Source organism: Bacillus sp. COPE52, assembly GCF_003355115.1.
Lineage (GTDB): Bacteria > Bacillota > Bacilli > Bacillales > Bacillaceae_G > Bacillus_A > Bacillus_A toyonensis.
This window is the reverse complement of the sequence record NZ_CP031292.1, coordinates 5,557,544-5,583,175: the sequence shown is the minus strand read 5'-3', so window position 1 is coordinate 5,583,175 and position 25,632 is coordinate 5,557,544. Positions and strand designations below refer to the sequence as shown.

Annotated in this window: 30 protein-coding genes and 1 pseudogene; 17 read left to right on the top strand and 14 right to left on the bottom strand. The window is 36.0% G+C overall.

All coding sequences use genetic code 11. The features are described from left to right. The first annotated feature begins 6 nt into the window (after positions 1–6). From DPQ31_RS28260 to DPQ31_RS28235, 6 genes are all read left to right on the top strand, one after another. Complete coding sequence (locus tag DPQ31_RS28260) at positions 7–1,485, top strand: distal tail protein Dit (RefSeq protein WP_315969889.1); 1,479 nt, start codon at positions 7–9, stop codon at positions 1,483–1,485. Further along, entirely contained in the window at positions 1,482–5,576 is a 4,095-nt protein-coding gene (locus DPQ31_RS28255) for a phage tail spike protein (protein ID WP_208731383.1), read from the top strand. Before DPQ31_RS28260 ends, DPQ31_RS28255 begins: the two co-directional genes overlap by 4 nt. Before the next feature lie 14 nt (positions 5,577–5,590). Next, positions 5,591–5,989 carry a hypothetical protein gene (locus DPQ31_RS28250; RefSeq protein WP_208732120.1) on the top strand — a complete coding sequence of 133 codons (399 nt, stop codon included), beginning with the start codon at positions 5,591–5,593 and terminating at the stop codon, positions 5,987–5,989. A gap of 120 nt (positions 5,990–6,109) precedes the next feature. Beyond that, positions 6,110–6,346, top strand: a complete 237-nt coding sequence (locus DPQ31_RS28245; RefSeq protein WP_208731382.1) for a hemolysin XhlA family protein — start codon at positions 6,110–6,112, stop codon at positions 6,344–6,346. Next, positions 6,346–6,585, top strand: a complete 240-nt coding sequence (locus DPQ31_RS28240) for a holin (RefSeq protein ID WP_098805328.1) — start codon at positions 6,346–6,348, stop codon at positions 6,583–6,585. Before DPQ31_RS28245 ends, DPQ31_RS28240 begins: the two co-directional genes overlap by 1 nt. After that, complete coding sequence (locus DPQ31_RS28235) at positions 6,582–7,646, top strand: N-acetylmuramoyl-L-alanine amidase (RefSeq protein WP_208731381.1); 1,065 nt, start codon at positions 6,582–6,584, stop codon at positions 7,644–7,646. The genes DPQ31_RS28240 and DPQ31_RS28235 overlap by 4 nt, the downstream gene beginning before the upstream one ends. A 51-nt stretch (positions 7,647–7,697) precedes the next feature. On the opposite strand, the gene DPQ31_RS28230 is transcribed toward DPQ31_RS28235, so the two are convergent. The 7 genes from DPQ31_RS28230 to DPQ31_RS28200 form a co-directional block, all read right to left on the bottom strand. Beyond that, a complete protein-coding gene (locus DPQ31_RS28230) occupies positions 7,698–8,198 on the bottom strand; it encodes a protein phosphatase 2C (protein WP_098805330.1) in 501 nt (166 codons plus the stop codon). A gap of 76 nt (positions 8,199–8,274) precedes the next feature. Then, positions 8,275–8,766 (bottom strand): protein phosphatase 2C, encoded by a 492-nt coding sequence (locus DPQ31_RS28225; RefSeq protein WP_261797489.1) that lies wholly within the window; start codon positions 8,764–8,766, stop codon positions 8,275–8,277. A gap of 384 nt (positions 8,767–9,150) precedes the next feature. Further along, positions 9,151–9,648, bottom strand: coding sequence for a protein phosphatase 2C (locus tag DPQ31_RS28220; RefSeq protein ID WP_208731379.1), 498 nt, complete (start codon positions 9,646–9,648; stop codon positions 9,151–9,153). 201 nt (positions 9,649–9,849) lie between these two features. After that, positions 9,850–10,191, bottom strand: coding sequence for a YolD-like family protein (locus DPQ31_RS28215; protein WP_208731378.1), 342 nt, complete (start codon positions 10,189–10,191; stop codon positions 9,850–9,852). Beyond that, positions 10,188–11,453 carry a Y-family DNA polymerase gene (locus tag DPQ31_RS28210; protein ID WP_208731377.1) on the bottom strand — a complete coding sequence of 422 codons (1,266 nt, stop codon included), beginning with the start codon at positions 11,451–11,453 and terminating at the stop codon, positions 10,188–10,190. Before DPQ31_RS28210 ends, DPQ31_RS28215 begins: the two co-directional genes overlap by 4 nt. Positions 11,454–11,576: 123 nt before the next feature. Beyond that, positions 11,577–11,864 carry a hypothetical protein gene (locus tag DPQ31_RS28205; protein WP_208731376.1) on the bottom strand — a complete coding sequence of 96 codons (288 nt, stop codon included), beginning with the start codon at positions 11,862–11,864 and terminating at the stop codon, positions 11,577–11,579. A 104-nt stretch (positions 11,865–11,968) separates the two neighbouring features. Then, the gene (locus DPQ31_RS28200; protein ID WP_208731375.1) at positions 11,969–12,208 is read right to left on the bottom strand and encodes a helix-turn-helix domain-containing protein; all 240 of its coding nucleotides are present in this window, start codon (positions 12,206–12,208) and stop codon (positions 11,969–11,971) included. A 328-nt stretch (positions 12,209–12,536) separates the two neighbouring features. Here DPQ31_RS28200 and DPQ31_RS28195 point away from each other — a divergent pair, with 328 nt between their 5' ends. The 5 genes from DPQ31_RS28195 to DPQ31_RS28175 all read left to right on the top strand — a co-directional run bounded on the left by DPQ31_RS28195 (position 12,537) and on the right by DPQ31_RS28175 (position 16,397). Then, positions 12,537–13,259: a hypothetical protein gene (locus DPQ31_RS28195; RefSeq protein ID WP_208731374.1), complete on the top strand. Its 723-nt coding sequence runs from the start codon at positions 12,537–12,539 to the stop codon at positions 13,257–13,259. 6 nt (positions 13,260–13,265) lie between these two features. After that, positions 13,266–14,561, top strand: a complete 1,296-nt coding sequence (locus DPQ31_RS28190; protein ID WP_208731373.1) for an FtsK/SpoIIIE domain-containing protein — start codon at positions 13,266–13,268, stop codon at positions 14,559–14,561. Beyond that, positions 14,533–15,078 (top strand): replication-relaxation family protein, encoded by a 546-nt coding sequence (locus tag DPQ31_RS28185; RefSeq protein WP_261797488.1) that lies wholly within the window; start codon positions 14,533–14,535, stop codon positions 15,076–15,078. The genes DPQ31_RS28190 and DPQ31_RS28185 overlap by 29 nt, the downstream gene beginning before the upstream one ends. A 19-nt stretch (positions 15,079–15,097) precedes the next feature. Then, on the top strand, positions 15,098–15,586 hold the full coding sequence (locus tag DPQ31_RS28180; protein ID WP_208731371.1) for a hypothetical protein: 489 nt from the start codon (positions 15,098–15,100) through the stop codon (positions 15,584–15,586). A 130-nt stretch (positions 15,587–15,716) separates the two neighbouring features. Further along, on the top strand, positions 15,717–16,397 hold the full coding sequence (locus DPQ31_RS28175; RefSeq protein ID WP_208731370.1) for an S-layer homology domain-containing protein: 681 nt from the start codon (positions 15,717–15,719) through the stop codon (positions 16,395–16,397). A 248-nt stretch (positions 16,398–16,645) separates the two neighbouring features. Here DPQ31_RS28175 and DPQ31_RS28170 read toward each other — a convergent pair whose 3' ends face one another. Further along, complete coding sequence (locus DPQ31_RS28170; RefSeq protein WP_208731369.1) at positions 16,646–16,975, bottom strand: hypothetical protein; 330 nt, start codon at positions 16,973–16,975, stop codon at positions 16,646–16,648. Between the two features lie 337 nt (positions 16,976–17,312). Between DPQ31_RS28170 and DPQ31_RS28165 the strand changes: the two genes are divergently transcribed. The 4 genes from DPQ31_RS28165 (at position 17,313) to DPQ31_RS28150 (ending at position 19,222) form a co-directional block, all read left to right on the top strand. Further along, the gene (locus tag DPQ31_RS28165) at positions 17,313–17,507 is read left to right on the top strand and encodes a hypothetical protein (RefSeq protein WP_223268703.1); all 195 of its coding nucleotides are present in this window, start codon (positions 17,313–17,315) and stop codon (positions 17,505–17,507) included. 92 nt (positions 17,508–17,599) lie between these two features. Beyond that, on the top strand, positions 17,600–18,190 hold the full coding sequence (locus tag DPQ31_RS28160; protein ID WP_208731367.1) for a DUF3967 domain-containing protein: 591 nt from the start codon (positions 17,600–17,602) through the stop codon (positions 18,188–18,190). A gap of 168 nt (positions 18,191–18,358) precedes the next feature. After that, positions 18,359–18,769 (top strand): hypothetical protein, encoded by a 411-nt coding sequence (locus DPQ31_RS28155; protein ID WP_208731366.1) that lies wholly within the window; start codon positions 18,359–18,361, stop codon positions 18,767–18,769. A gap of 141 nt (positions 18,770–18,910) precedes the next feature. Further along, positions 18,911–19,222 carry a hypothetical protein gene (locus tag DPQ31_RS28150; protein WP_208731365.1) on the top strand — a complete coding sequence of 104 codons (312 nt, stop codon included), beginning with the start codon at positions 18,911–18,913 and terminating at the stop codon, positions 19,220–19,222. A gap of 120 nt (positions 19,223–19,342) precedes the next feature. Here the strand turns inward: DPQ31_RS28150 and DPQ31_RS29565 are convergent. From DPQ31_RS29565 to DPQ31_RS28140, 3 genes and pseudogenes are all read right to left on the bottom strand, one after another. After that, positions 19,343–19,549: pseudogene (locus tag DPQ31_RS29565) on the bottom strand (hypothetical protein); the annotation flags it as partial. 109 nt (positions 19,550–19,658) lie between these two features. Continuing rightward, positions 19,659–20,033, bottom strand: coding sequence for a DUF5388 domain-containing protein (locus tag DPQ31_RS28145; RefSeq protein WP_016084098.1), 375 nt, complete (start codon positions 20,031–20,033; stop codon positions 19,659–19,661). 1 nt (position 20,034) lies between these two features. Then, positions 20,035–20,856, bottom strand: coding sequence for a ParA family protein (locus DPQ31_RS28140; protein WP_001018640.1), 822 nt, complete (start codon positions 20,854–20,856; stop codon positions 20,035–20,037). Positions 20,857–22,503: 1,647 nt separating this feature from the next. Between DPQ31_RS28140 and DPQ31_RS28135 the strand changes: the two genes are divergently transcribed. Further along, positions 22,504–23,052: a hypothetical protein gene (locus tag DPQ31_RS28135; RefSeq protein WP_208731364.1), complete on the top strand. Its 549-nt coding sequence runs from the start codon at positions 22,504–22,506 to the stop codon at positions 23,050–23,052. Then, positions 23,042–23,515: a hypothetical protein gene (locus DPQ31_RS28130; protein WP_208731363.1), complete on the top strand. Its 474-nt coding sequence runs from the start codon at positions 23,042–23,044 to the stop codon at positions 23,513–23,515. The genes DPQ31_RS28135 and DPQ31_RS28130 overlap by 11 nt, the downstream gene beginning before the upstream one ends. A 498-nt stretch (positions 23,516–24,013) precedes the next feature. Here DPQ31_RS28130 and DPQ31_RS28125 read toward each other — a convergent pair whose 3' ends face one another. From DPQ31_RS28125 to DPQ31_RS28115, 3 genes are all read right to left on the bottom strand, one after another. Further along, positions 24,014–24,928 (bottom strand): NADP-dependent oxidoreductase, encoded by a 915-nt coding sequence (locus DPQ31_RS28125; RefSeq protein ID WP_208731362.1) that lies wholly within the window; start codon positions 24,926–24,928, stop codon positions 24,014–24,016. Further along, the gene (locus tag DPQ31_RS28120) at positions 24,925–25,089 is read right to left on the bottom strand and encodes a hypothetical protein (RefSeq protein WP_208731361.1); all 165 of its coding nucleotides are present in this window, start codon (positions 25,087–25,089) and stop codon (positions 24,925–24,927) included. Before DPQ31_RS28120 ends, DPQ31_RS28125 begins: the two co-directional genes overlap by 4 nt. Positions 25,090–25,180: 91 nt before the next feature. Further along, the gene (locus tag DPQ31_RS28115; protein ID WP_208731360.1) at positions 25,181–25,519 is read right to left on the bottom strand and encodes a VOC family protein; all 339 of its coding nucleotides are present in this window, start codon (positions 25,517–25,519) and stop codon (positions 25,181–25,183) included. Between the last annotated feature and the right edge of the window lie 113 nt (positions 25,520–25,632).

Below are 25,632 nucleotides of genomic sequence, written 5' to 3'. Positions count from 1 at the left end.
AGTAAACTGCTTATTTTTAATGGTATCGACTTAGAAAAACAGTTTACAAATAAAAATAATGACGGTTATCTTTTGGTAGGAATACCAAAAGGTCGCGGTATAATGAGTGATGAAATAAGCAGGATTACTACCCAAAATCGTCCTGGATCCCGTTATGTGCAAAAGAGAAACCCAGAGGTGCCCCTTGAAGTAGAGATTACACTTAAAGGGACCTCTTCTTTTGATTTAAGAAAACGCCTAAACGAATTGAATTCTATATTAGATACAGAAGAAGAGGTACCGATTGTATTTACAGATGAACCTGAAATGACATATTACGGTATGAAAGAATCTGTGGAGGAACTACTGGAAACAGATAGACTTTACCAATGCAAGATAACTTTTATTTGTACGTCAGCATTTAAATTAGGTGCACAACAATCTGTAAAAGCGAAATTAGAAAGTAATAATTTACTTAAAGCTATAGTGACTAATGCAGGATCAAAGTTTGCGGATCTAAAATTTAAGATACAAGTAGAGAACCCTTCTACATTTATCGATATTGTAAATGAAAATGGAAATCAGCATTTCCGTATAGGATATCCAGTTAAGGTAGATGAAACACCGATAAGTCGATACGAATTGGTTATGCACGATAAAGCGAATTCCCTAGTGGGTTGGGCAGAAGTAGGGAAAGATTTTGTGTCAGACTACGGAATCGTAGCAGGGAAAATGATCGCAGACGGCGCACGTTTTATACCATCAGATTACGGTCAAGGTCAATATTGGCACGGACCCGCAGTGAAAAAAAGTATCACTGGAGGTCCATTGCAAGATTTCACACTTGATGCAATAGTCGAATGCCGGAACTTAAACCCTGCAACTATGGGACGTGTAGAGCTTTATTTATTAGATGAGAGTAGCGTTGTAGTCGGAAAAGTAGGCATGTTTGATGCATATAGAAATTCTAGCGAGAATTTCGGTGAAGTCATAGTTGGAAACGGTGACTACAATCATAGGATTATAGCGGAAACTGGTTATTATCGTACAACATGGAATGATTTTTATGGTCGACTACACATTGCACGAGTAGGAAACTATTGGCAAGGTGATATTGCTTTAATCGATGAAAAAGGAAATTATCATACAGAAAAATTTGCTCAATGGTACGATACGGGCAATAGCTTTATGAAGAAGGTCGCTCAAATTGTTGTGCATATATGTGCATTTAATGATGCACCTTCGCTAATTGCAGCTGTGCACGATATTAAAGTGCAAAAAGTAAACAGCAATATAGAACGTCAAATCCCCTACATTGTTCAAAAAGGAGACGTTGTAGAAATTGATTCATCGGATGCGAGTATTCGTATTAACGGTGCGGATGCAATTAATATAAAAGACTTTCTGAGTGACTATATACGTATTGAAAAAGGGAAGAATGATTTAACTGTTTTTCCAAATAACATAGGTCAAGTGGATGTCACGTATAGGGAGCGCTATCGATGAATAAAACAAATAATCTATTACACATTGTAGATTTTAAAACAGAGAAAATCATTGGTGTTATACAAGAAAAAAATTATTGGAACGATATCCGTCAGTGGGAGCTTAAAAAAAATATAGACCAATTAGAGTTCAATACAATGGACGGAACAAAAATATCGGCGTCTCTTGTACAGCAAAATATTATAGTAAAACAAACCAGAGATGGCACTTTTGTTTCGTATGTTATTACAGAAGCAGAGCAAGATACAGCAGATCGTTCTAAAAAAATTCACGCACTCGGGGAACATACAAAGCTAAAGAAAGCAGCGGTAATTAAACCACAAACGTTACAAGCTACTACAGTCAACGAATCTATGGACTTTGCTTTACAAGGTACAGAATGGAAACGTGGGATTACGGAGTACAGTGGTGTACGGACTATTCCTATTAAGGATTTCACAAATCCGCTTGATTTCTTAAAACAAATCGCATCTACTTTTGGACTTGAGATTCGTTTCAGAATAGAAATACGGGGTTCTTTTATTGTCGGTCGGTATGTAGATTTAATAAAAAAAGTTGGTCGTGACAATGGGAAAGAATTCGTGCTAGGAAAAGATATACAAGGCATTCGTCGTATTGAGAACAGCCAAAATGTAGTAACCGCTCTTGTAGGTGTTGGGCCATCTAAAGAAAATCCTGATACTGGGAAAGAAGAATTTCTGACATTTGAAGATATCAACGGTGGAAAGTTGTACGTAAGTAACAACGATGCGTTACAACGCTGGTCGAAAGACGGCAAGCATTTATTTGATATTTATTCACCGCAAACAGAAGATCAAGATATGACAAAGCAACGACTCAAACAGTTAACTGAAGCAGAATTAAAGAAGCGAATTAATAGTTCTACTTTATATGAAGTTGATGCTGTAGCACTTGAAAAAGTGTTTGGTTTATCTCATGAATCGGTTCGTAAAGGTGATACGGTACGAATAAAAGATACAGAGTTTAGGCCACCACTTTTCTTAGAAGCTAGGTTAATAGCAGCAGATGAATGTGACACTGATCCATCGAAAGATAAATATATCTTTGGTAATTATCGTGAAATTCAAGATACACGAAGCCTGATCGATAGGTTATACGCACAAATCATGGGTAGCTTATCAAATAAAGCTTCTAAAGAATTACTAGATATGTTAGATAAGAAGCTTCAAGAAAACGTAAAAGAAACAGAAGTCATTCGAAAAGAATCGGAAGCAGCAAAGAAAATTGCTGAACAAGTGGCTGAAAACTTGAAGAATAATACCGTTGATATTATTGAAGGCGTAAATCCACCAACAGAAAACTTAAAGGATAGAAAAACGTTGTGGCAAGATATCAGCAAAGGTAAGCCGGGTATTCTGAAATTGTGGAAGGATGGGAAATGGAATCCTGTTGTTCCTGATGTGGAATCCGTTAAGAAGGAAACATTGGAACAGGTGAGCAAAGATATCGAGATCACAAAAAGCGAATTAAATCAAAAGGTTCAAGAAGCGCAAAAACAAGCAACAGGGCAATTTAATGAAGTGGAAGAAAGCTTACAAGGTGTTAGTCGTACCATTTCTGATGTGCAAAATAAACAGGGTGAAATTGATAAGAAGGTAACAAAGTTTGAGCAGGATTCTAACGGGTTTAAATTATCTATTGAATCGTTAACTAAAAAAGATACTGATATCAGCAATAAATTAAATACAGTCGAGCAAACTGTGGAAGGCACAAAAAAGACAATATCTGATGTGCAACAAACTGCAAATGATCTGAAGAAAACAACAACTGAAATTAAAGAGCAAGCAGGCAAGATTAGTGAGAAGTTAACAAGTGTAGAAAAGCAAGCAAATACCCTAACAAATAAAACAACTGAGATTGAAAAAAGTGTGGATGGAATCAAAGAAACAGTAACAAGAGTAGAGAATAATCAAAATGGATTTGATAATCGGGTTGCTACTGTAGAGAAAACAGCAGATAGCATTAAACAAAATGTTTCTAGTTTACAAGAAATACAAACTAATCAAGGGAAGCAATTACAAGATGCTAAAGCTGGTTGGGAAACAACCGCAAAATCTTTAGAAGGGAAGGTTGAAATAAAGCAAGTTGAAGATTATGTAGGTAGTTTAGGTACTGTCAACGAGTTGCGTGATGCTGATTTTAAGTTAGGGCAGAAATATTGGTTGTGGAATAGTGGTAATGGAGCTGTTGGTTCTGTTGATGCAAATTTAAAATACAAAGGTATGAATACATTTTCAATTACCGTTACTGGACAGACTCAAGATCGTTGGTGGGGGCTTACAAATCAATTCATTGAGTGTCAGGTTAACGAGGAATTTATTGCATCAGGTTATTTCAATACTGATGGGAAAACACCTATTGATGGTGGCGCATTTCTTGAAATTGAATGGTGGACTGCTGACAAGAAAACTCGTATCAAAACAGCTAGAACAAATATCAAGGTTGTAAATAACATGTGGGTTCGTGCTGTATGTACAGACAAAGCTCCTGCTAATACATCGTTTGTAAGATGGCGTTATTACGTGACAAGAAATGGGCGTTTATGGTGCGCTACACCTATGTTGCAACGTGGCACAATAGCAAGTGAATTTTGGTTACATCCGAAAGATCAAACTGATGCTGATAAAATGATTGAAGATATTGCTAATAGAGTAGCTACTAAGGATTACGATAAAAAAGTAACAGAGTTAGAAAGAAGTATCAGCGCTACTGAAAAAGGCGTTTCAATTATTACTGGAAAACAAGAAACGTTTATAAATGAGACGTATAATGCCTATGTAAAGAAAACAGAATCTAGGTTGGAAGTGTTAGATGAAGGGATTCTAGCACAGATTTTAAAGGATGGCATCATGACTTCTATCAATATGTCACCTGGTAAGATTACAATCGATGCTGAAAAACTGAATATTAATGCTGATACAATAGTCAAATGGCTAACAGCAAAAGGAATTAATACAGATGTTATTAAAATCGAAGGTGACAAGGTAACAATTGATAAAAATGGTATTACAGCAAAAATGGCTGACTTCTTTTTTGAAGATGAGCGTGGGCAGAAATTTTCAGTAACACCAAGGAAGAATCTCATTCCAGATCATGACTTTTCACACATTTCTTTTAAGATTTTTAATAATTATTTTTTGAAGATCGAATACAGTCCTACATGGACAATTATGTCTAATCCATATATTGAAAAACCAGTGGTTAACAATTATGAGCCAATGGTTAATCCAATGCGGATAGATTTAGCAAACTGGATTCGATTTACATTATTTGAAGGGGTAAAACCAGGTAAGAAATACACATTGTCGGCTCATTTCAGAGCAACTACCAATGATAATCGTGTAAACATTACAAACAAGCCAATCATGAGAGCGGTATTCGGTAAATATAACGGTGACACTCCCGTGGAGCTTGGACGAGCATCAAAAACTTACGATGCACCAAGCATTCAAACTGGGAAAATAGTAAGATACGCTTTAACCTTCACTGTGCCGAGTAACTATGAAGAAGGAAATGGTTATGTTTATATTGATATATTTGGCGAGGGTCTCATAAATAATATGCAAGCAATTGCTGTATCAGGTGTTCAGTTGGTGGAAGGTGACGTTCCTTCCGTTTATAACTGGGATACAACACATGGAGAACTCGTAAACGGAACACTGCCTTTTTCTACAATTGCACTTGGTACAAGAGATAATACAATTCGGTACAATCATGTGAACGGGTGGAACTATATGAATGCGCCGCTTGAAATCATAAGCAATGGTGAAATGATGGCACTCGTTGGAACTGATCGTGCGGGACTCAGTTTTTATCCCCGTGGTGGTGGAGAACGTAGAAGTTACATCGGTCACATTTACAACAATGAAAATAGATTCCGAATTGAATCAAAAGATCCTGTTGCAACGACACAATCAATCGAATGTAATGGGATTAACGTAGGCGGCGGATACTTTGGTTTTAATGCAGGTTCTATTCACTATACAAATGGTAGCTTAGGTACAGGATGGTATTTCCATGATGGCAGATGGAATTATGTTAATTTCACAAATATGACTTCTAGAACATAGAGAGGAAGATGAGTATGAATCCAGATAAGTTTATGCGTCCAATGCCACCCAATGAAAAGTCTCCATTCTTAGGTAGAGTAGTTGATTTGAAGAAAGGTGAAAATCAGGTAACAGTTAGTATTCCAAACGATATGCTAGAATTTTGCGGCATCAAAGAAGATACAAAAGTAGAGGTTTGGGGACTTCCTGATGGTACGCTGAGTATGCGCATTGCTACTGCATGTGACTTATGTAATAAGGGTGGTAGAGTTTACGAGATTGAGCTTTTCGGTAAAGTAAGTCTTATCTGCGCAGACGATTATGTAAAGTTAACTGGAAAGAGCCCGGTGGCTTCTGATGAAGTAACAATTGAACATGTGGAAGAAGTAGAAAATAGAATTATAGAAAAAGCATTATCAGCGGATCAATATTAACTAAATACATGTAAATAAATAGGGCAGCCATGAGCTGTTTTTAATTTGAATAAAATACGGATTTTATAGCAAAGAGGGGCGATTTCGCTTCTCTTTTTATTTTGAAACGGGGTGGTCAAAGTGGAAGGATTACAAGAAGTAAGAAGTGATGTTCAAGAGATAAAGCAAGAAATTAAAGAAATAAGATTAGAAGTTAAAAGCTTAGAAATACGAACAACAGGTAACGAAAAAGACATTATCAATATCAACAAACAGTTAGATAAAATTAGCGCTAATACTACCTGGATCTTACGACTTATTGTAGGTGGGATTATAGGCGCGGCACTCACTTTTTTAATGACGGGAGGTGGTATGTAATGTTTGAAATTACAGTAATGATTGCCATTGTAGTAGGTCTTTCGCAAATCGGAAAAACGATTGGATTACAAACAAAATATGTTCCGTTATTGAATTTAACGCTTGGCATTGTGCTAGGCGTTTTATTTTTGGGCGGAGATATCAAAACAAATGTATTTCTAGGAATCATCATTGGATTGTCAGCAAGTGGACTATTTGACCACACAAAAATTATGAAAAAGGATGTTGATGTAAAATGAAAAAGACGTTAAAAAGTATTTCTACTGTAGCATTTTCTGTTATCGTATCTTTATCCATTGCAACAAGCGCTTTTGCTGATAGAACGCTTATTATTCCTGATTTACCTAAACAACCATATCGTTACGGTGTTGGTGCTTACGAGGGCGTTGTAGCTCATTCTACGGCGACTCCAGAAGCACCAGCTATCAATATTCAAAAATACGAGTCTCGTACATGGAGAAATGCATTCGTTCATTATGCAGTAGATTGGAATGAAACAATCCAAATTGCTGATACAAAGTACATTGCTTATGGTGGTGGACCAGGAGCAAATAAACGCTTTGTACATGTTGAACTTTGCGAAACAGCGGATTACGATAAATTCAAACGCAGCTATGATAAATACGTGAAGTTACTAGCTAAAATCCTTCGTGACCGTGGTTTATCTGTGGAAAAAGGATTATGGACTCACTATGATGTAACGAAATACCTTGGTGGAACAGATCATGAAGATCCACTTGAATACTTAAAGTCTCATGGCATTTCAGAAGCTCAATTTAGAGCAGATGTACAACGAGCATATAATAATTCTAATGTGGATGTTTCTGTGCCTGAAAAGCCATCTAAACCAGCAGAGGTACCAACAGCTGTAACAGATGGGATTGCTTATATTAAAGGTTACAACGTTAATTTACGTAAAGGGCCAGATACAAGCTATTCTAAGATTCGTCAGTTAAATAAACCAGAATCTTATGTTGTATGGGCTGAAAAGGATGGCTGGTTAAATCTTGGTGGAGATCAGTGGATTAAGAACGATCCATCTTATGTGAAGTTTAATAAGAAAAGTACAGTGGATTCTTCTATTGTAGGTAAGCGCGTTGTATCTAAAGTTAACAATCTACGTTTCTATGATGCTCCATCTTGGCAGGATAAAGATGTTGCTGGTTCTGTAGATGCAGGACTAGGATTTACTATTGATGCAAAAGTAAGTGTTAATGGTTCACCACAATATAAAGTTCACAATAGCAAAGGTAAAACATACTATGTAACTGCTAATGAATTTTATATCAGTATACATTAATAGAAAGAAAAAAGGGCTACTCGTAATGAGTAGCCCTTTTTTAACATCTCTTTATGCGTAACGAGAATTATATATCATAGTTACAACTTCCGCTCTTGTTGCAAACTCATTCCCGCGTGTACCATCAAAAATACCAAGTTTCTTTGCACGTCTATCTGACCCGCTGAATCCGGTTGCTGGATTCCATAAATTTTTATATCCGGCCAATGATGATGCCATTGCAGCAGCCTCGCTACGAGTCACCCAGTTTGTCCCTCTAGACCCATCTGAATAACCATGTACAACAACAAAAGCTTGTGCGGAATTAAAATTATAGTCACTATGATATTTCCACTCTTTACGCATCATCATTAACCACATGTCTTGTCGAGTTGCTAGGCTGTCCCTCATATCAGCAGTAATAATTTTATTTTGAAGAGCCCAATTTATCTGTGGGTCTGCCCAATGTGCAGATGCTTCTTTTGGAGCAAATGTTGCGAAGCCTACTGATAGCGTAACAGCTGCAGCAGCAACAATCATAAATTTTTTGAGTTTCTTTAACATATTTTCCATCCCTCTCCCTATGTTTCTGATACATTACATTATTTGGTTTTTAAAGTAAATGTATTATCCATATTGGAATAGTTTATTAGTGATTCCACTTTGCTCTAAATAGCATAGATACTACCTCGGCTCTTGTAGCGAAGCTATTGCCGCGAGTACCATCAAAGAATCCAAGAGACTTTGCAGCTCTATCAGTATCAGCGAAGCCTACTTCAGGGTCCCACTTAATATTTTGATATTTCATTCGTAGTACCATTGCAGCAGCTTCACTACGAGTGATCCAGTTTGTTCCGCGGGTTCCATCAGAGATACCTCGATTAATAACATAATTACGTGCGGCGTTATAGTTGTACCCGCCGCTTCTATTATCTACACGAGTAATTATTAACCACATATCTTGTCGAGTAGCTAAACTATCACGTAAATCTGCTGTGATATAACCTCTATTCATAGCCCAATTCATTTCTGGATCTGCCCAATGAGCAGCCGCTTCTTTAGGAGCGACTGTTACGAAACCTGCAGATAACATAACAGCTGCAGCAGCAACAACCATAATTTTTTTTAGTCTTTTTAACATCTTTTCCATTCCTTCCCTATGTGTTTGTGACATGTGTTATATTATTATATTCAAATTTAAAAGTAAATGGAATTACTTGAATTTGCTATATTCTTTTAGGAATAATTTGTGAAGTTGACAAGAAAAGATGGAACTATATATAGGAAGTGATTTTTTACAAAAGAATAGTTTGAATTAACAAATTCATGAAACAAAATAAAAGAAGCGTCTGATAAACGAACGCCCCTAAAAAAAAAGAAGGTTTTCACCTTCTTTTTCTCGTATTTTATCATGGCATATAATCAATACATGTGATAATAAAGTAAATAGCAAATGAAGCCTATGTGTATGTGAAATAACAAGAAAAAGGGAGCTACTCTATGAGTAGCTCCCCTTTTTTGTAGTTTATTTTTTCTGCCAATGTTGTGCGTTATAAAGCATAGTTACAACTTCTGCTCTTGTTGCATAATCGTTATCGCGTGTACCATCATAGATACCAATTTCTTTTCCAAGCCAGTTTGTTCCCGCAGGATCCCATTTCGCACGCCCATAGCCGGCTACTTTGTTCATCATTGCAACTGCTTCAATACGGGTAATCCGGTCAGTTCCGCGTGTACCATCTGAAATACCGTCATTCATTACATAATTTCGAGCTTGTGCAAGAGAAACACCGCTATGTAACTCCATACGGGCAATCATTACCCAAGTATCTTGTCTTGTTGTTAAGCTATCTCTTAAATCAACAGTAATAATACCTGTTTTCTTAGCCCAATTCATTTGTTTATCTGCCCAATGAGCAGCATGAGCCTCGTTAGGCGCGACTGTTGCAAATCCTGCAGAGAGCATAACAGCTGCAGCAGCAACGACCATAAACTTTTTGGTTTTTTTAAACATCTTTTCCATTCCTTCCCCTATGTTGTTTCGTTCATACAAAATATTACAATTTTTGGTTTTAAAAGTAAATACATATATTCGAATTTATGATATTCTTTTAGTGATAATTTGTGAACTTAACAAGAAAATGGGATTATATATGATTTTATTTCTCGCAAAAGAATAGTTTTAATGAACAAAAATAAGAGCCGTCCTGTTGGGCGGCTTTTTTTATTTAGCATCAATAATATCGATAAATTTCAACGTTATATTATTGTAAAATGCATCCGTACAAATTATAGATTTATTCAGAGGATCAATATCTACGACAGTCATATAGTTAGTAAGTAAAAATCCACCTTCGTAATATGTAATCATTATTTCTTCTTCAGAAAGCAACGAACATAACAACATGTTCTCAATCAATTCTTGTTCATCGTGGGTTAATGTAGGTCGTTCTACTTTCGTCTTTTCTTTAATAATTTCACGGATACCAGCGAATTGCTCCGGCATCGCAGCGAATGGAGTCCATTTAACCATTCCTCTTCCTTTTGGCATATTAGCGTTGTTCATGCTTTATGTCCCCCTAACAATGTGTTTCTGTATCTTGCTGTTGCACTATTTGTATACGAAATTCCTCGTAGTATGCTGTTCTTTCCAAATTTAGTGCGTATTTCGTCCATTACTTTAGTTAGTTTCATTTCTTTTTCTCGTTGTACTACATTATCGAATAGTGAGATTTGTTCTTCGCCTTCATTGATTAAGTTAGTTAAAGAAACATTGATAGATCTAATGGGTTCTCCAGTATAAAACTCGTGTAAAAAATATGTACAAATCTTATAAATATCCATTGTGAAATTGGTTGGTCGGTTCATAGTGTGAGTTTTTCTGAAACCACCAGAATAATTTTTGCTGTAACCAATTGAAAAATGAATAGTTTGAGCTAGTTTGTTTTGCCTTCGCATTCGATAACAAACTTCCTCGATATGCTCCAGTAGAATAATCGGGAATTCCTCTATGGTGTAATCGCGCATAAGTATTTGGCTTTTACCAATAGAAGTTGTTGCTGGAACGTATTTTTCTGATATACGGCTGAAGTCAATGCCGTTGCTATGTAAGTGTAGTTCTTCGCCAATAACGCCAAAGCTTTGTTTTAAATATTTAAGTGGGTACTGTGCCAAGTCTCCGATGGAATGTATTCCTTTTCGGTTTAATTTCGCTTCTGTCTTACCCGAAATCCCCCAAAACTTATTAAGTGGTCGTATTGGCCATAATTTTATGGGTACATCTTCGTACTTCCAGTATGCTATGCAATCTTTCGTTTTCTTCGCTTCAACATCTAGCGCTACTTTGCTCATTAAAGGATTAGGCCCAATTCCTATCGTGCATTCGATTCGTGTCTTCGCATAGATTTCACGTTTGAATTTCAATGCGAATTCATACGGATCGTTAGCAAATAGATGAATACTATCCGTTATATCCATGAAGAACTCATCGATGGAATATTGGTGGAAATCCTCAACAGGAACATATTGCAGAGCTAGTTTTGTGATGAAATTAGAACATTTTATGTAAGTGCTCATAATTGGATTTACTACAAGAATGTCTTTACGACGAGGTATTTCGTACAACCTCGCCATTTTCTTGACACCTAACGCTTTTAATGGTGGAGTTGCAGCCAAAACAATCGAACCACTCCTATTCACATCACCAACTACAGCTAACTTTGTGTAAAGTGGATCTAATCCCATTTTGATGCAACTGACTGAAGCATAAAAGCTACGAAGATCTACACATAAAACAATTCGATTCGGCAATATTGAATAGTCATACACCGTTATTCCTCCTAAATAACAGAACGTTAGTTCTTATTATATACGAATGTATGTTCTTTTATGAAGAGGTTTTTTCAAAAAAATAATCAGCCCGAATTTATTGAGCTGATTATTACTAAGTTATTAGCCATTAATTGACCATCCGCCATATGGTGGATAATATCCACTTGAACCCCAACCTCCGTAGGGAAATCCGCTACCTGAAGTCCAATTTTCATATGGTAAGTAACCACCTGAAGTCCAGCCCCCATATGGCGATGCAACCATACCGCCACCTGAAGTCCAACCTCCTGTATAAAATTGTTGTGGTGGTAAAAAACCACTAGAACCACTACCATGACCACCATGACTCATAAAATCTCTAGGTGAAATTGAATTGTAAATTTCTGTAGAACAATAATAAGGATTCATTTTATCCCTCCTTTTTAATATTCCATACAATTTATATGTATTTAAAAATTATTTTTTAGTTCAAGTGAATGAAAATAAAAGAAGCCTCATTCTAACGAACGAAGCTACATCCAAAAATCATTTTCATTTATGTTTTTCCCTAATTTTTTCAATCCCCTTGTTATTTGGGATATAGTCGAAAATTTAGGTGCGTATTCTTTATCGTTACATACTTTCGAAATTGTACCTCTACTTAACTTGGCGGCCTTCTCTAAATCCCCTTGTGTAATCCCTTGCTTGTCTAACCAGCGACCGAACTTACTACGTTTTTTACCTAATCCGAACAATATTACCACCTCAAACATAGCTTGCCCTTTTCGTCATTTTTTTAAACGCGAGAAAAAAACTGACATAAAGACCAAACAGTACAAAATACCTTTTACCATACCAAACAAACTACGATTCTCTGTTCCAAATTAATAGCCTTTTAAAAGTTCGTTTCACCTATTCTAAATAGAATTCGCTCACAGAATAATGCTTCAGACATTGCAAGACTAATAGTTTCAATGATTAATAGCTGTTTTTATCTCTTCTAATCTCCAGGGACTATTCTTGCAGAATACGAAAAGAAGGGTGGTGGGATGATTTTCCTGATTCTGTATAATTAGGATAAGAGAAATAGGGAGGTATATGATGATCAGAGAGAGTTCTAAAAATAGATATATAGGTGCGAAATTTGGTCGATTGACTGTAATTGATTTATTTCAAAAACAAGAATACGGCGAGAATAAATTGTGGGCTAAATGTGTTTGTGAATGTGGAAATACTCACGAAGCAAGAATTGGAGATATGAAACGTAATGGTGTTCACGGTTGCGGGTGTAAACAACTCAATAGAAAAAGATACGGTAAGACACATGGTATGTCAAAAACTAGATTTTATAATATTTGGAAGGGAGCTACGAAAAGATGTAACAACGAGAAAGATCCTAATTTCAAACATTATGGCGGTAGAGGTATTACCATAAGTGAAGAATGGAGCAATTTCGAACAATTTAAAGAAGATATGTATGAAAGTTACTTAAAACATTGCGAACTACATGGAGATAAAAACACTAGTCTGGAGAGGGTTGATGTTGATAAAGGGTATAGTGTAAACAACTGTATATGGGCCACGTTTAAGCAGCAGGCTAACAACAGGAGGCCTGATATTGCATTTAAAAAGCGTACACTCCAAGAAAGACGAAATAATGGTAGAACTGTTTATTATGAATTTAATGGAGGTATGAAAACATTGGATGATATTAGCGTTGAAACAGGAATTCCAAAAGGAACTCTATATCATCGGATAAAAAATTTGAACCTTACTATTTGCGAGGCTGTCGAGATGAGAAGACATCAAAAGAATAGGAGTTGATCTCCTTTGATATTTGAGTTAGTAAGTTCAGCTGCAGTTGGTAGTGTAATACTTCTAACAAAAATGCATCAAAAAGGAGCAACGACTGATGCCTCTAAGATCCAAAGGATTTGTGCGAATTGCGGTTTGAAAGTGAAAGAGGGGAAAGAAACCAGAACCATACAACTGCTTCGCAAAACGAGAAATGATTGGGGAATTGAATATGCATATCGGATTCCCTTGGGTCTTAGCTTCTCCGATTTTGAACAAAAGATGAAACATTTAGAAGACGGATTAAACCATAAGAGCAAAGTTTATGATTTCAAACTACAAGACTTCAAATCTCTCCGTTTACGAAAAGGTATTTTAAAACAAATACAAAACATCATAAACAAGAAAAAATTCGTTAGAAAGGAAATTGAGCTGTCTTACGACGGTTTGCTAAAAATAAGAATTTACGAGAAAGGGATTCCTGATTTTGTGAAGTTTGAAGAAGATATGATGAAGCAATGCAGAGGATGGGAGGTACCTATCGGTTATACAAGGGATGGATTAGTAAAACACGACTTTGATCAGTTATCGCACATGATTTCAGCCGGTATGACGGACATGGGTAAATCGAATGTACTAAAGCTCATCATTACAGCCCTGGTACGAAACCAATCAAAAAATATAAAGCTATTCCTTATTGATTTGAAGGGTGGTCTCTCTTTCAACCGATACAGATTCCTAAATCAAGTCGAATCAATTGCAAAGAACCCTGAGGAAGCCCTTGAAACTCTAAGGGAATTGCAAGATAAACTGAATGCTAGAAACGAATACTTACTAGAAAAAGGATACGAAGATATAAAAGAAGCCGGGGATCTAACGAGGTACTTTGTCATTGTAGATGAAGCAGCCGACATGACGCCATATCAGGAGTGCAAAGACATCATTGTTGATATAGGTCGTCGTGGCAGGGCAGCGGGATTCCGCTTAGTGTATGCGACGCAGTACCCGACCAATGAAGCCTTGCCATCACAGTTACGTCAAAACATAGGTGCTCGTGTTTGCTTTAGATTACAAACAGAAGCAGGGAGCCGTGCTGTACTTGATGAAGGCGGTGCAGAAAGTCTGCCTAACATAAAGGGAAGGGCTATATATCAAACAAATGAGAAAAAGGTCCTACAGACTGTTTATATCGATAATAAGCAGATCGATAACATCATAAAGCCACATATCAATATCAGAGCGAGAAAGGAGCATGAAAATGCAAAAGTTAGCGATAAAGGAAGCTCGAACGGAAAGTATACTCTTGAGCTTGAAGAAACTCGGCTTTCTTAGTAGAAAGCAAATCCAGGTACTTCATGATCTTGGCGGTGACAGGAATGCTTCTCGTGTAATGAAGGGTATCGAAGAATATGTGTCTAGCTTTAGAGATGGAGAAAAAGTTTATTATCTCAACAAGGAGGGGCGAGAACGAATCGGGAGCAAGAAGATACTCAAGCGTTCGAATCAATTTCGTCATTACATTATGAGGAATGATATCTACATCGCTTACGAATGCCCGAAGACGTGGAAGCAAGAAGTAAAGATGAATGTGAAAGGTATCGTTTCAATAATTGCAGATGCATTATTTACGGATAACGGTCGTTACCACATAGTAGAGGTGGACCATGAACAGAAAATGAGTGCGAACCGAGTGAAAATGCAGAAATACCGTAAGCTAATCGATTGTAATGTGTTTGATAAACCGCCTAAATTCACTTGGTATACGTGTACGGAATATCGCCGGAAGCAGCTGCAAAAGCTTTGCGAAGGATTAGATTGCAACATATTTACGGTTACTGATTTCCATTAAAAACAGGGAGATGGTCCATATGGCAACTGAGACAATGAGCATCAAGGATTTTATGGATGGTAACTATGGGGCGAAGAAAAAGTGGTGCTTGTTCAAAAAGAAAGCAAAAAAATACGCACCCGTGGCGGCGCGAATAAGTATTGTGATCGGTAGTGCTATTATATTCAGCAACATTATAGATATTCCTCATGTATTTGCCGACGGTAATAATCCAGATGTGGATGAAGTATTTAAAGATGTGCAGTCCAATGACGGGACGATAAAAAATTATATAGATGGCCAATTATACAATCGTATTGTAAATGCATTTGAACCGGTTATCTTTTTAATTAAAGCGGTGTCCTATCCGATAGCATCCGTTGTAGCGTTATGCGGTGGGCTGTTCATTATGGTCGGTAGCCAGGAACGGGGATTCAGTTTGATTTCACGGGCAGGGATTGGTTATATAGTTGTTCAAATGATTCCATTGTTTATGCGATTACTTGTTGAGATTGCAAAGGCTATATAATTCTATTAATTAAGGGATTATTATTGGGATTAATTTTTATAAATTCCTTCTTTTTCTAATCCCAAAATAGTTATATAATGATTGTTGGAATTATATTATTGACGTTTAACATTAAGGGGAGAGAATAGTAATGAAAAAATTAATTATTTCAGGTGTATGCGTAGCAGTATTTGGTACAACTTTTTTTGCAAATAATTCTTTTGCTGAGACACCAAATAATAACACAAATCTAGGCATAAAAGCTGCAAGTGCCCAATCTAGTACTTTTATAGATGTACCTCAATCGCATTGGGCGTATAAAGAGATTCAGTATATGGCTGACCATAAAATAATGCAAGGGTATGGTAATGGTTATTTCGGCGCTAAAGATAAAGTGACACGTGAGCAATTAGCAGCAACCATATATCGAACTATTAAAATTTGGAAAGATCCTTTAAACCAAACGCATCCTTTTAATGACATAGGTAATTCAATGTTCCAAAATGAGATTAAAGAATTATACGATAATGGAGTATTTGCTTATGTGGCGGATGGGAAATTTTACCCTAGTCGTACTTTAACGCGAGCGGAAGTTGCAGCTTCATTTAAAAATGCTTTTTGGTTAAATAAGAAGTTTGATCACCAATTTAACGATATGCAAGGTCACTGGGCAAATGAAGCTGTGCAAATTTTATACAGTAACGGTATAACTAATGGTGTAGGTGATAATAATTTTGATCCAAATGGATCTGTAACGCGTGAACAACTTGCGGTATTCTTATATAGAGTTATTCCTGTTTCTTCAAGACCAATTCAAGATGGACTTAAATAAAATAGTAAAAGCCAACTTATATAAGTTGGCTTTTTATAATAAAAATAGTTACTCTTCCCTAAATAAACAGCACACCCAATTGTACGGTCGAAGCTGGGAAGAGTTACAAGGATAACAGGCAATAATTATACTATGTAACCAAAGATGAATATAGAAGAAAAAAGCCCAACTTAGGGATTTTTTCTTCGCAATATAATCAGAATGTTTTTTAAGTCAAACCTTAGAGAGGCTGGCTATTCAAAATGGATTTACTTTTTCTTTACGTCTTCTAAATTTTTATATGTTTCTATAAAAAGGTCTTCATAATAAGGATGTTTAGTTGAACGGGCAGCGTCATAACCCTCAACAATATTTTTATAATATTCGGAGGATGGTTTATGTTTACATCCCCTCCAAAATTCGAATAGACATAATTCGCAAAGTGTAAATTCTATCTTTTCATTGTCAAATGGACTAGTGAAACCAAAGTACACGCTCATATTATGGAATAGATTTGATGTAAATTCATCATCATCTAGATCGAAAATACAAAATCGACCACACTTATTACAACAGAACTCATCGCCACGTTTAGGCATAAATAATCGCTCCATTTCGTATTGTTATATTAATTTTGTATATTTAGATTTAACAATAAATACATTAGCACGACTAATTTTTAATTGCAATTTAGATGAATTTAAAATGAAATATAAATTTATCCAATTGCATCCGTTGTAGCGTTATACGGTGGTTTGTTCATTATGGTTGGTAGTCAGGAACGAGGATTCTCGCTAATAATTCACCCGGGGATTGTTTATATTGTAGTTCAAATGATTCTGTTGTTTATGAAATTTCTTGTTAAAATCACCAAAGCGCTATAAAATATTTATATAGTAAAAAATGGAAATCGGAAAGTGTATGGAGGAAACTAGAATGAAAAAAGTCATTTCTGATAACTTTGCATCTTTCTTTTGTATAGGCTTATTATTATATTTGTCGATTGATTATAATAATATATCAATCATGGGCTATATCTTTATTGCAACAAGTATATTTGCATTTATAACATTCTTAATCAATCTAGCATTAACTTATCAGTTAGAGAAAAGAGAAAAAGAAAGTATATAGTTAAGTTGAAAAGGCCTGTATAGGTCTTTTTTTTATTTGCAGGAATTTCTTTGCCATCATGGAATACTCTCACTAGGAGGTGTTGTGACGTTATGACGGACGAAATTGTTTATTCTGCTAGTGAAGTATACAAACGACTAGGAATAAGTGATAGCACCCTTAGAAAGTACATGGAAGTATTGTCACGTGAGGGATTCGCTGTAAAGAAGGATAAGCGCGGCAGACGAGAATACTCAGAAGGCGATATTATGGTTATTGAGAGGTTAATTGAACTCAGCAAGCATGACGGTATGACGCTAGAAAAGGCAGCGAAGATGATTGCGCAGCAAATAGAGAAGGTTAATCCGGATCTGATTCAAGAAGAGGCTGAGGAAACGGATTTAGTGCCATTCCACATTAAACAGCAATTACAGCAGCAGTATAGCGTTATGGCGCAAGAAATGAATCATAGTATGTTAGCGATGGAAAAGCGATTAAGTGAGCAAGCGAAGCAAAGTAATGAGGAAATCAAAGCAAGTGTAGAAGCGCATAATGAGCGAGTGGAAAAACGATTGGAAGCGCGGGATGAAACGCTGATGAAGACATTGCGTGAAATGCAGGAAACGAAGAGGTTAATGCAGGAATTTCGGGATGAGGTTGCTGCTGCGAAAGAGAAGAAGAAGCCGTGGTGGAGGTTCTGGTAATAAAAAATCTCTAAGTAAGTAGAAAAGTAAGAAAGGCATGCTTTTCTACTTACTAATATTTTCTATAGAAGTAATTTTGAAGAAAAAAGAAAAAGTCTTTATATTTATTGTTTTATATATTAATATATTTTAGTTGATGAATAAAAAATAAAGAAAGGAGCGCTTATTTTGTCTAAAGTTGTAAGTCTTTTTAAGAAGATAATACTTGGTGTAAATACTCAATATCTTGTGAAATCATATTTTATTTCAATTTCTATAACGGTTTTATTTATTTACACGGAAGTAACGAGGTATAGTGGTGCGGATGTTAATGTTATTGCGGAAGTATCTAGTAGGACTACTCCATCAATCGGTGCAATCTTATATTGTTTATTAGCTTGTGTTTTATTCCCTTTTGCAACAATTGTATGGGATGATCTTATTACTACTATAACGAGTGGCAATATTCTTATCCTGCCATTCCCTTTTATGTTAATTTGGAAAACATTTAAAGTGCTTGTGCTATATGGATTTGGTCCATTCGTTGCACCTATTGGCATGATTTATATTTATTTTGGCAATGGCTACCATAGAGGATAAATAAGAGTGGATTCCTTGTGAGGATAGGGATCCACTCTTTCTTGTTACTGATAATGAGACACTATATCTGACTTACATAAATGTCCTATTTGTTCAAACTTGTCCTTGCTGATGGTACAATTAGGATAATGGAGGATTATTATGGGATATCTTAATCAGCTTTATGTAATACTGTATTTTATAAGCGGCATGGCAGTATTCTCATTCTTCAATTCTGATTCACTAAAAACTAAGGATAAAAATCTAACATTCATAATGGTCAGTTTAGGGGCAAATCTATGCGCAATTCCAGTGGCTTTATTTATAGGTGTGATGGCAACAGACTCTCCATATAGTACTGTACTTGATTTTTGGGGAGGATTTCTCTTTATTCAGGGAATGCCGCTCCTTCTGCTACTTGTAGCTTTAATATGGTGGTTTATCCAAAAGGTAAAAGGAAAAATCGACACATAGAATTTTAAAATGCCTTACGCTAACGATAAGTATGTAAATGAGCTAGCGGTGGCGGTTTTAATAAGAGGGGACATAAAAAAGAAGTATCCTTAATGAAAAACAGGGATACTTCTTTTTTCTTTATTTATTCTCTAGCGTCTCATAGAGGCGCTTATACATGTCTTTATATGCTTTAGAATGTCGGTTGACTAGTTGAGAATCTACATAATGCTCAACAAGCATGTCAATGATGTTGTTAATTGATGTTTTATCCATACCTTCTTGTTCCTTTATAAATGGTTTAAGGGTATTTAGCTTTAGCAAAACGGCTGGTGAAATTTTGGCTGTTTAATCCGTGTATTTAAGTAAGTGGAAGAAGGTTGATTAGGTATAGATATATTAAAAAAGTGGAAATATAGAAATATCCCTATTTCTAAATAGGGATATTTCTATATTTTTAAATCTCTGTTAATAGCTTGAATTTCCTTTTCTGTTCAGGTGTTAGCTCATTTTCTACATAGCGATCTATAAGTAAATCGATGATTTCATAAGCAAATTTTGTGTTTGTAAGTTTCATTAATACTTCTAGTTCTTCTTTTGATTGATTAGAAATTTTAATGCTACCTTGTTGATTTTTAAATTTCTTTTTTGATTCAATTTTTTCGTTTCTTTTTTCTTTTCGAGTTACTTGTTTTTCTTCAGTCTTAGGTTGAGAAGGCGTAGCTGGAACCTCGTTATTTTCCACTACAGCTTGTCCTTGCTCTGGTACATAAGGCTCAGTAGGTTCAAAGTTACTTTTCTTTCTACCTAGTAAACCAGGAGTTCTCGCCATTTTACACACCAACCTTCATTTTTTCGAACATATCAATACGAGATAGCAATTCATCACTAATCGTTTCGTATAGTTCAATTACATTCATATCATGTCTATCTTTTTCAGTAATACCATTCACATCAAATCGTTTAATACGTTCCATTTGAGGGACAATGTTTTTGAATAGGTTTTCTTCACCGAAAATTTCACGAGCGTTCTCCATGATATATTCGTCAACCTTACCGTTGTTTTTTAATAGGACAGGAAGAACGCCAACTACTTCAATATCAAGATCATATTGTTCCTTTAACTTGATAAGCTCATTAATATAGTTCTCAGCACCAGTAAGAGAACGTTCTTGTGTTTGCAGAGCAATTAGAACATAATCAGAAGCTACAACTGCATTTTTTGTAACTTCTAGTGACATAGGAGGAACGTCAATAAATATGTAGTCGTATTTATGCTTTATCTTTTCAAGCAATCCCTTAAAGTAATGATCTTCTTCAGCTTCCGAAGAACAATTTTTATAAAGGAATTTTGCGAAGTCCTGAAAATCAACATAAGAAGGAAGTAAATGTAAGTTCTCCATAATTTCCACTTCTAAGCCGTCTAGGTTTCCCTCTTGTATTCCCTTCATTAATGTTTTTTCTACTGTAACAATTTCATCAGGGTTAAGAATGGATTTTGTTAACATTAAAGACTTTGTTGCGTTACTTTGTGGATCAAGGTCAACAAGTAATGTACGCTTGCCCTTTTTAGCAAATTCATAAGAGTTCAATACAGCATTTGTGGTTTTACCGACTCCACCTTTGTAATTACCTACCGTAATTGTAATAGCCATTTTTAACACTCCAGTTATATTATTTGAAATTTCCCTATATCCCTTTATAGAAATAGGGAAAAATAGAAATAGGGAATTAGGGATATTTCTAACTATAGAAATAGGGATATTTCTATATCTTTAAAGAAATTATAACAATGAAGTACGGTATATGCAATAGAATCATAGAGTTAGTAATTAATAACAAAAACGTTGGTATCAAAAGATTCTTTTGATGTATGAAGTAGAAAGAGTTAAGAAATAAATATGTAATTTCATAGAGAAGTTAGTAGGTAAAAAAATAACTAAAATAGGGAAATATAGATATAGGGAAAAAGGGAAATATCCCTATATCTATAAGTGGAAATAGGGAAATAGGGAAATAGGGATATTATTCGGAAAGTGCGCAAATTCGCTGTTTACAAAGGATAAAGCTTGTTGTAACGTAGTACACAACAAGCACCATTCTACAAAACAAAACATAATTTGATATTTTACATAAACGAAAATCATGAAGATCGAACGAGATAAATTAAAAACAATTGAATATGAACAGAAAATAAAAAAGCCACTCCCATATACTAACGGCTACCAACCTTTAGCGGGAATGACTCAGTTCTAGTAATTGCTACCAACACTTACTAGACATAACCTGTAACCAAGCAGGACTTCGGTTTAAGTAGTGCACCAACACTATCCTTAAACAATTATGCCTTTCGACTAGGCTTATTTGATATACCCATTTTATCTGTGATTGGACTAAAATTCAACTAGTAAATACTAGATTTGATTATTTTGTAGTCTAAAAGATATATACCGGGCATCTCTAAACCTAGAAGTCTTGTGAATGTACAGGCCATTTAGGAATTGGAGGTGCCTTTTTGTTTTTGTTCGCGTGGAATTGCCTGATACCACGTAAATAAAAACTGATAAGCCGTAATTCCGTGCTGCCATACATTTAGCGGGAACGTGTTACGGCGTGGCTGGCTGTTGGTCGTGCAGGGGGTACAGAGTATACGCCTACAAAAACAGCGCCCTTCACTGGAATCCTGTTCTTCTGGTGAGGGTGGGCGAGAACGTGCCCAGGGACGATTCCCTAAAAGGTTCGGGTGGTTATCGTTAGCATTACGGTGCTAGGGAGTACATTCAGTTTGTCGTGTAGGGACGATATTACAAGGACAAGCCATAGAAAAAGGATGTATGCGGTGAAGATCGCTAAGTGAACAGGGTCTATACATACGGATACCTTATAAGTGACCGCATGGCGAAAACAAGACGCTTATCCATCTATTTTGATTGATTACTTTTTTTGTGATCGTTCAAAGTAGGGGATAAATCTGCCTTCCAGCCGTGTTCCTTAATTGTTCCCACATGATAAAAACCCTCAAGACCTTCAGTCAACATTAAATTCGAAGAAATGATGAAAAATATAGGATTGTTTAAGACTTGGGGGAATGACTCACTAAGATAGAGGAATAAATAAGGGAATTATAACTTACTTGGTTAGAGGATAAGGGGATGGATGTTAGAATATGTCTTATTGCAGAATTTGGTTTTACATATTAGATAGAGTACGTGAAATTTTAAACCTTTGTTTTTTATTTATTACTAGTGATAAATATGATAGATTTGTAATAAGGATAAAATTGTAAGGTGATGGGGAGTTTTATGGGGAAAATTAAGGGGATGAATCATTTATTTATTCGTTTTTTGTATTTAGGGGTTGCTTGGTTAGTTGCTTTAAGACCAATCTTCTCACTTGATGAAACGACTAAGACTGCATTTTGTGCAACCTTGTTTTTATTTTTTGTACCATTAATTATTGATTATTTTGGTTTTGAGGATAATAGTAAGACTGGAATGTATTTAAAAATGATTGGTGGTTATACAAGTTTATTTGCACTTGCTGTAGTTGTAAGCGTATCTTTTGATGGTATTGGGATAGATATGAAGAAAAAATTATTAATGGGTTTATCTTTTGAGAATATTTGGTGGTTTCTATTTTTTTGGGTTGCATTATCTTTTGTAGATTGGATTTATTTTAGTAAGAATCCTTATGAAAAACAATTTACAGAGGAAGTTGTTTCGGATTATAGAAAGGAAACTAGTTATGATTTATCGAATACAATAGAGAGTAGGACAGATCATCATGAGAAACAATTTGAGGTGGAATTAGCTGCTACAAAATTAGGGGAGGTGTCAACAGATGATGATTAACTTAAAAGAAGTATTACTGATTATTCTTGGTTTGTATTTGGCATTTTCACTAGGTTCATTTTTGAAATTAATTCAGTTTGGTATGAATAGCATTTTTACAATTCTGTTGTCAATTATTACTCCGATTATGTTGATTAAAATTACTATAAAAAATTTATTTATAACAATTTACGAAGAGGGATTTTTCAGAGGAATGGAATATTTAAAAGTTAGTCTTACTAGCTACCCTTTGTATGTAAAGTTAATCGGGGAAATATATGCAGAATTTTATGCTAAACAAGTTGCTAAAAGAAGAGTAATGAAAAAGTATGGATTAACAACTAGAGGTAATACTAATATTTTTTCGAAGTTAAGTAGTAATGTTAACGATTTTATAGATTTTGTAATTAAATTTCCTAAGAAGACTACCTTTAAAATATCTACGAAGATATATGATGATACAAGAAATCATAAACTTTCATAGTTTTTTTACAGTAAAGCGCTTAAATTCTAGTTATAGAGTTTAAGCGCTTTTTTAAGATAGTATTAGTTTCATAAAAAAAGACATCCTAAGGTGCCTTCCTCCGACTTGAACCACTTTAATTTTAATAATATGTATTGGACTCCCATCCGAATATTATTTTACCATGTTAAGTAATATTGGTCATTGAGAAATAGGATTCACATCTATTTTATTTGGGTTGAATTTTAGACATTAGTTCAGGGAGAATTTTTTCAATTACACCAATTTCGTCCATAAATCTTATATATTCATCATTTAACTCAGGAGGCATGTATTTAATGATTTTATGTATTGCTGATGTACAAAAAGCCCTTGCTGTTCCTTCGTGAAAACCTATATTTACATCGCTTCTAATAGGTCTTAATGAAAAATCATTGTTAATTAAATCAGGGGATAAAAAAGAGAGCCGTAGCCCTCATTGGTAAGAATGGTGAGGATTTGCCAATTCCATAGTACACTTTAACCAAGTGTAAGAATCACTTTTCCTCGGCCGTGGCCACTTTCGATCTCTCGATGTGCGTCTGCGGCTTGGTGTAGCGGAAATGACTTCCTGATGTGGATATGCAATTTCCCTTTGGAGTAAAGCTCTACCAGCTGAGCAAGCCGATCCACGGACCTTTGGCTACGTATGGGGCGAACACCAAGTTCCTCTACAAGGTCGAAAGCAACAATTGTGCCTATTCGATCTTTGTTTTCGACAAGCTCCAACGATGCACGCAGAGCATTGTCCCCAGCGGCATCAAAGGCTACGTCCACGCCATTCGGTGCTAGAGCACGAACTCTATCAGCAAGACCGTCTCCATAAGTGACAGGGATCGCTCCCAGCGATCGAAGGTAATCATGGTTGCGTTCACTGGCCGTACCGATGACAGTTGCTCCCCATGCCTGGGCCAGTTGTACAGCGAATGTACCAACTCCACCAGCTGCAGCGTGAATCAATATGGTATCTCCCTTGTCAACACCAAGTTCCTGTAATGCGGTGTGAGCGGTTTGACCAGAAGCTGTTATTGCACCAGCCTCCTCCCAAGGCATACTCTGTGGCTTATGCACAATCTGGTCAACACTAACCACCACATATTCTGCATAGCAAGCCAGTAAAGCCCATCCAAGGACTTCATTGCCGATAGAGAACTCTGTAACTTTATCCCCGACTTGATCAATAATCCCTGCGAATTCGTTACCGAGAATCTGTGGATACCGCACCACCAAACCGGGTGGTGCCCAGCCACTACTACGCACCGCCAAATCGAACGGCTGGATTCCAGCAGCCTTAACCCGGACCCGAACTTGCCCTGCACCAGCATGAGGGGTATCAAATTCCATTACTTTCAAAACATTTGGAGGACCAGAAGTAGAAATTGCAGCGGCTTTCATGCTTTATCCCTCCTTAAAGGGTAGTGGTTCCAGCTTATGATGGAGCGGAATTGAGCATGAATTAGGTAATTAAACTTTTTACCAGCCAGACAGGCGAAATTTAAAATCTCTTTTTCTTGTTTGAAAAGATTAATTGATTGAATCGTCTGATCTTTATTCATAGATAATCATCCCTTTACATTATTTTAAAATGTAATCTCAGGATTACGAATTGACATGTTCTTCTATTGAACGATTATTGAATGTCTTTATTCAACTAAGCACCTCAATGGTAAATCCACCCGGGGCCTTAACATAGAATGTCCAGCGATGGGCCCTTTTTGGCGGTTTTACATCAAATCCATCATTCTTCAAGTGTTGATAGATCTCGTTCACCCGTTCTTCGCTCTCCTGTGAAAAACCGATATGAAAGGACTTCGGATAACTGACCTGAGTACCTTTCATCAAAGCGAGCAATAATCCATTTTCGTCTAATAGTACAGCGAATGAATCGCCATGCGTGCTCTTAGTTTGTAGGTTGAAGTATTTCTCCAAGAACTTTCGAGCAGCGTTAACGTCAGTGACCGTTAGATTGATATGGTTTAGTTTCAAAGGTTCCACTTCCTCTCTTTAGGTATAATACCTTCATCTCTATATTCACTCTTTAAAAATGCCCTCCCAAAATGGGAAGTAGTTAAGAAAAAATACTCATAATCAAAACAGTA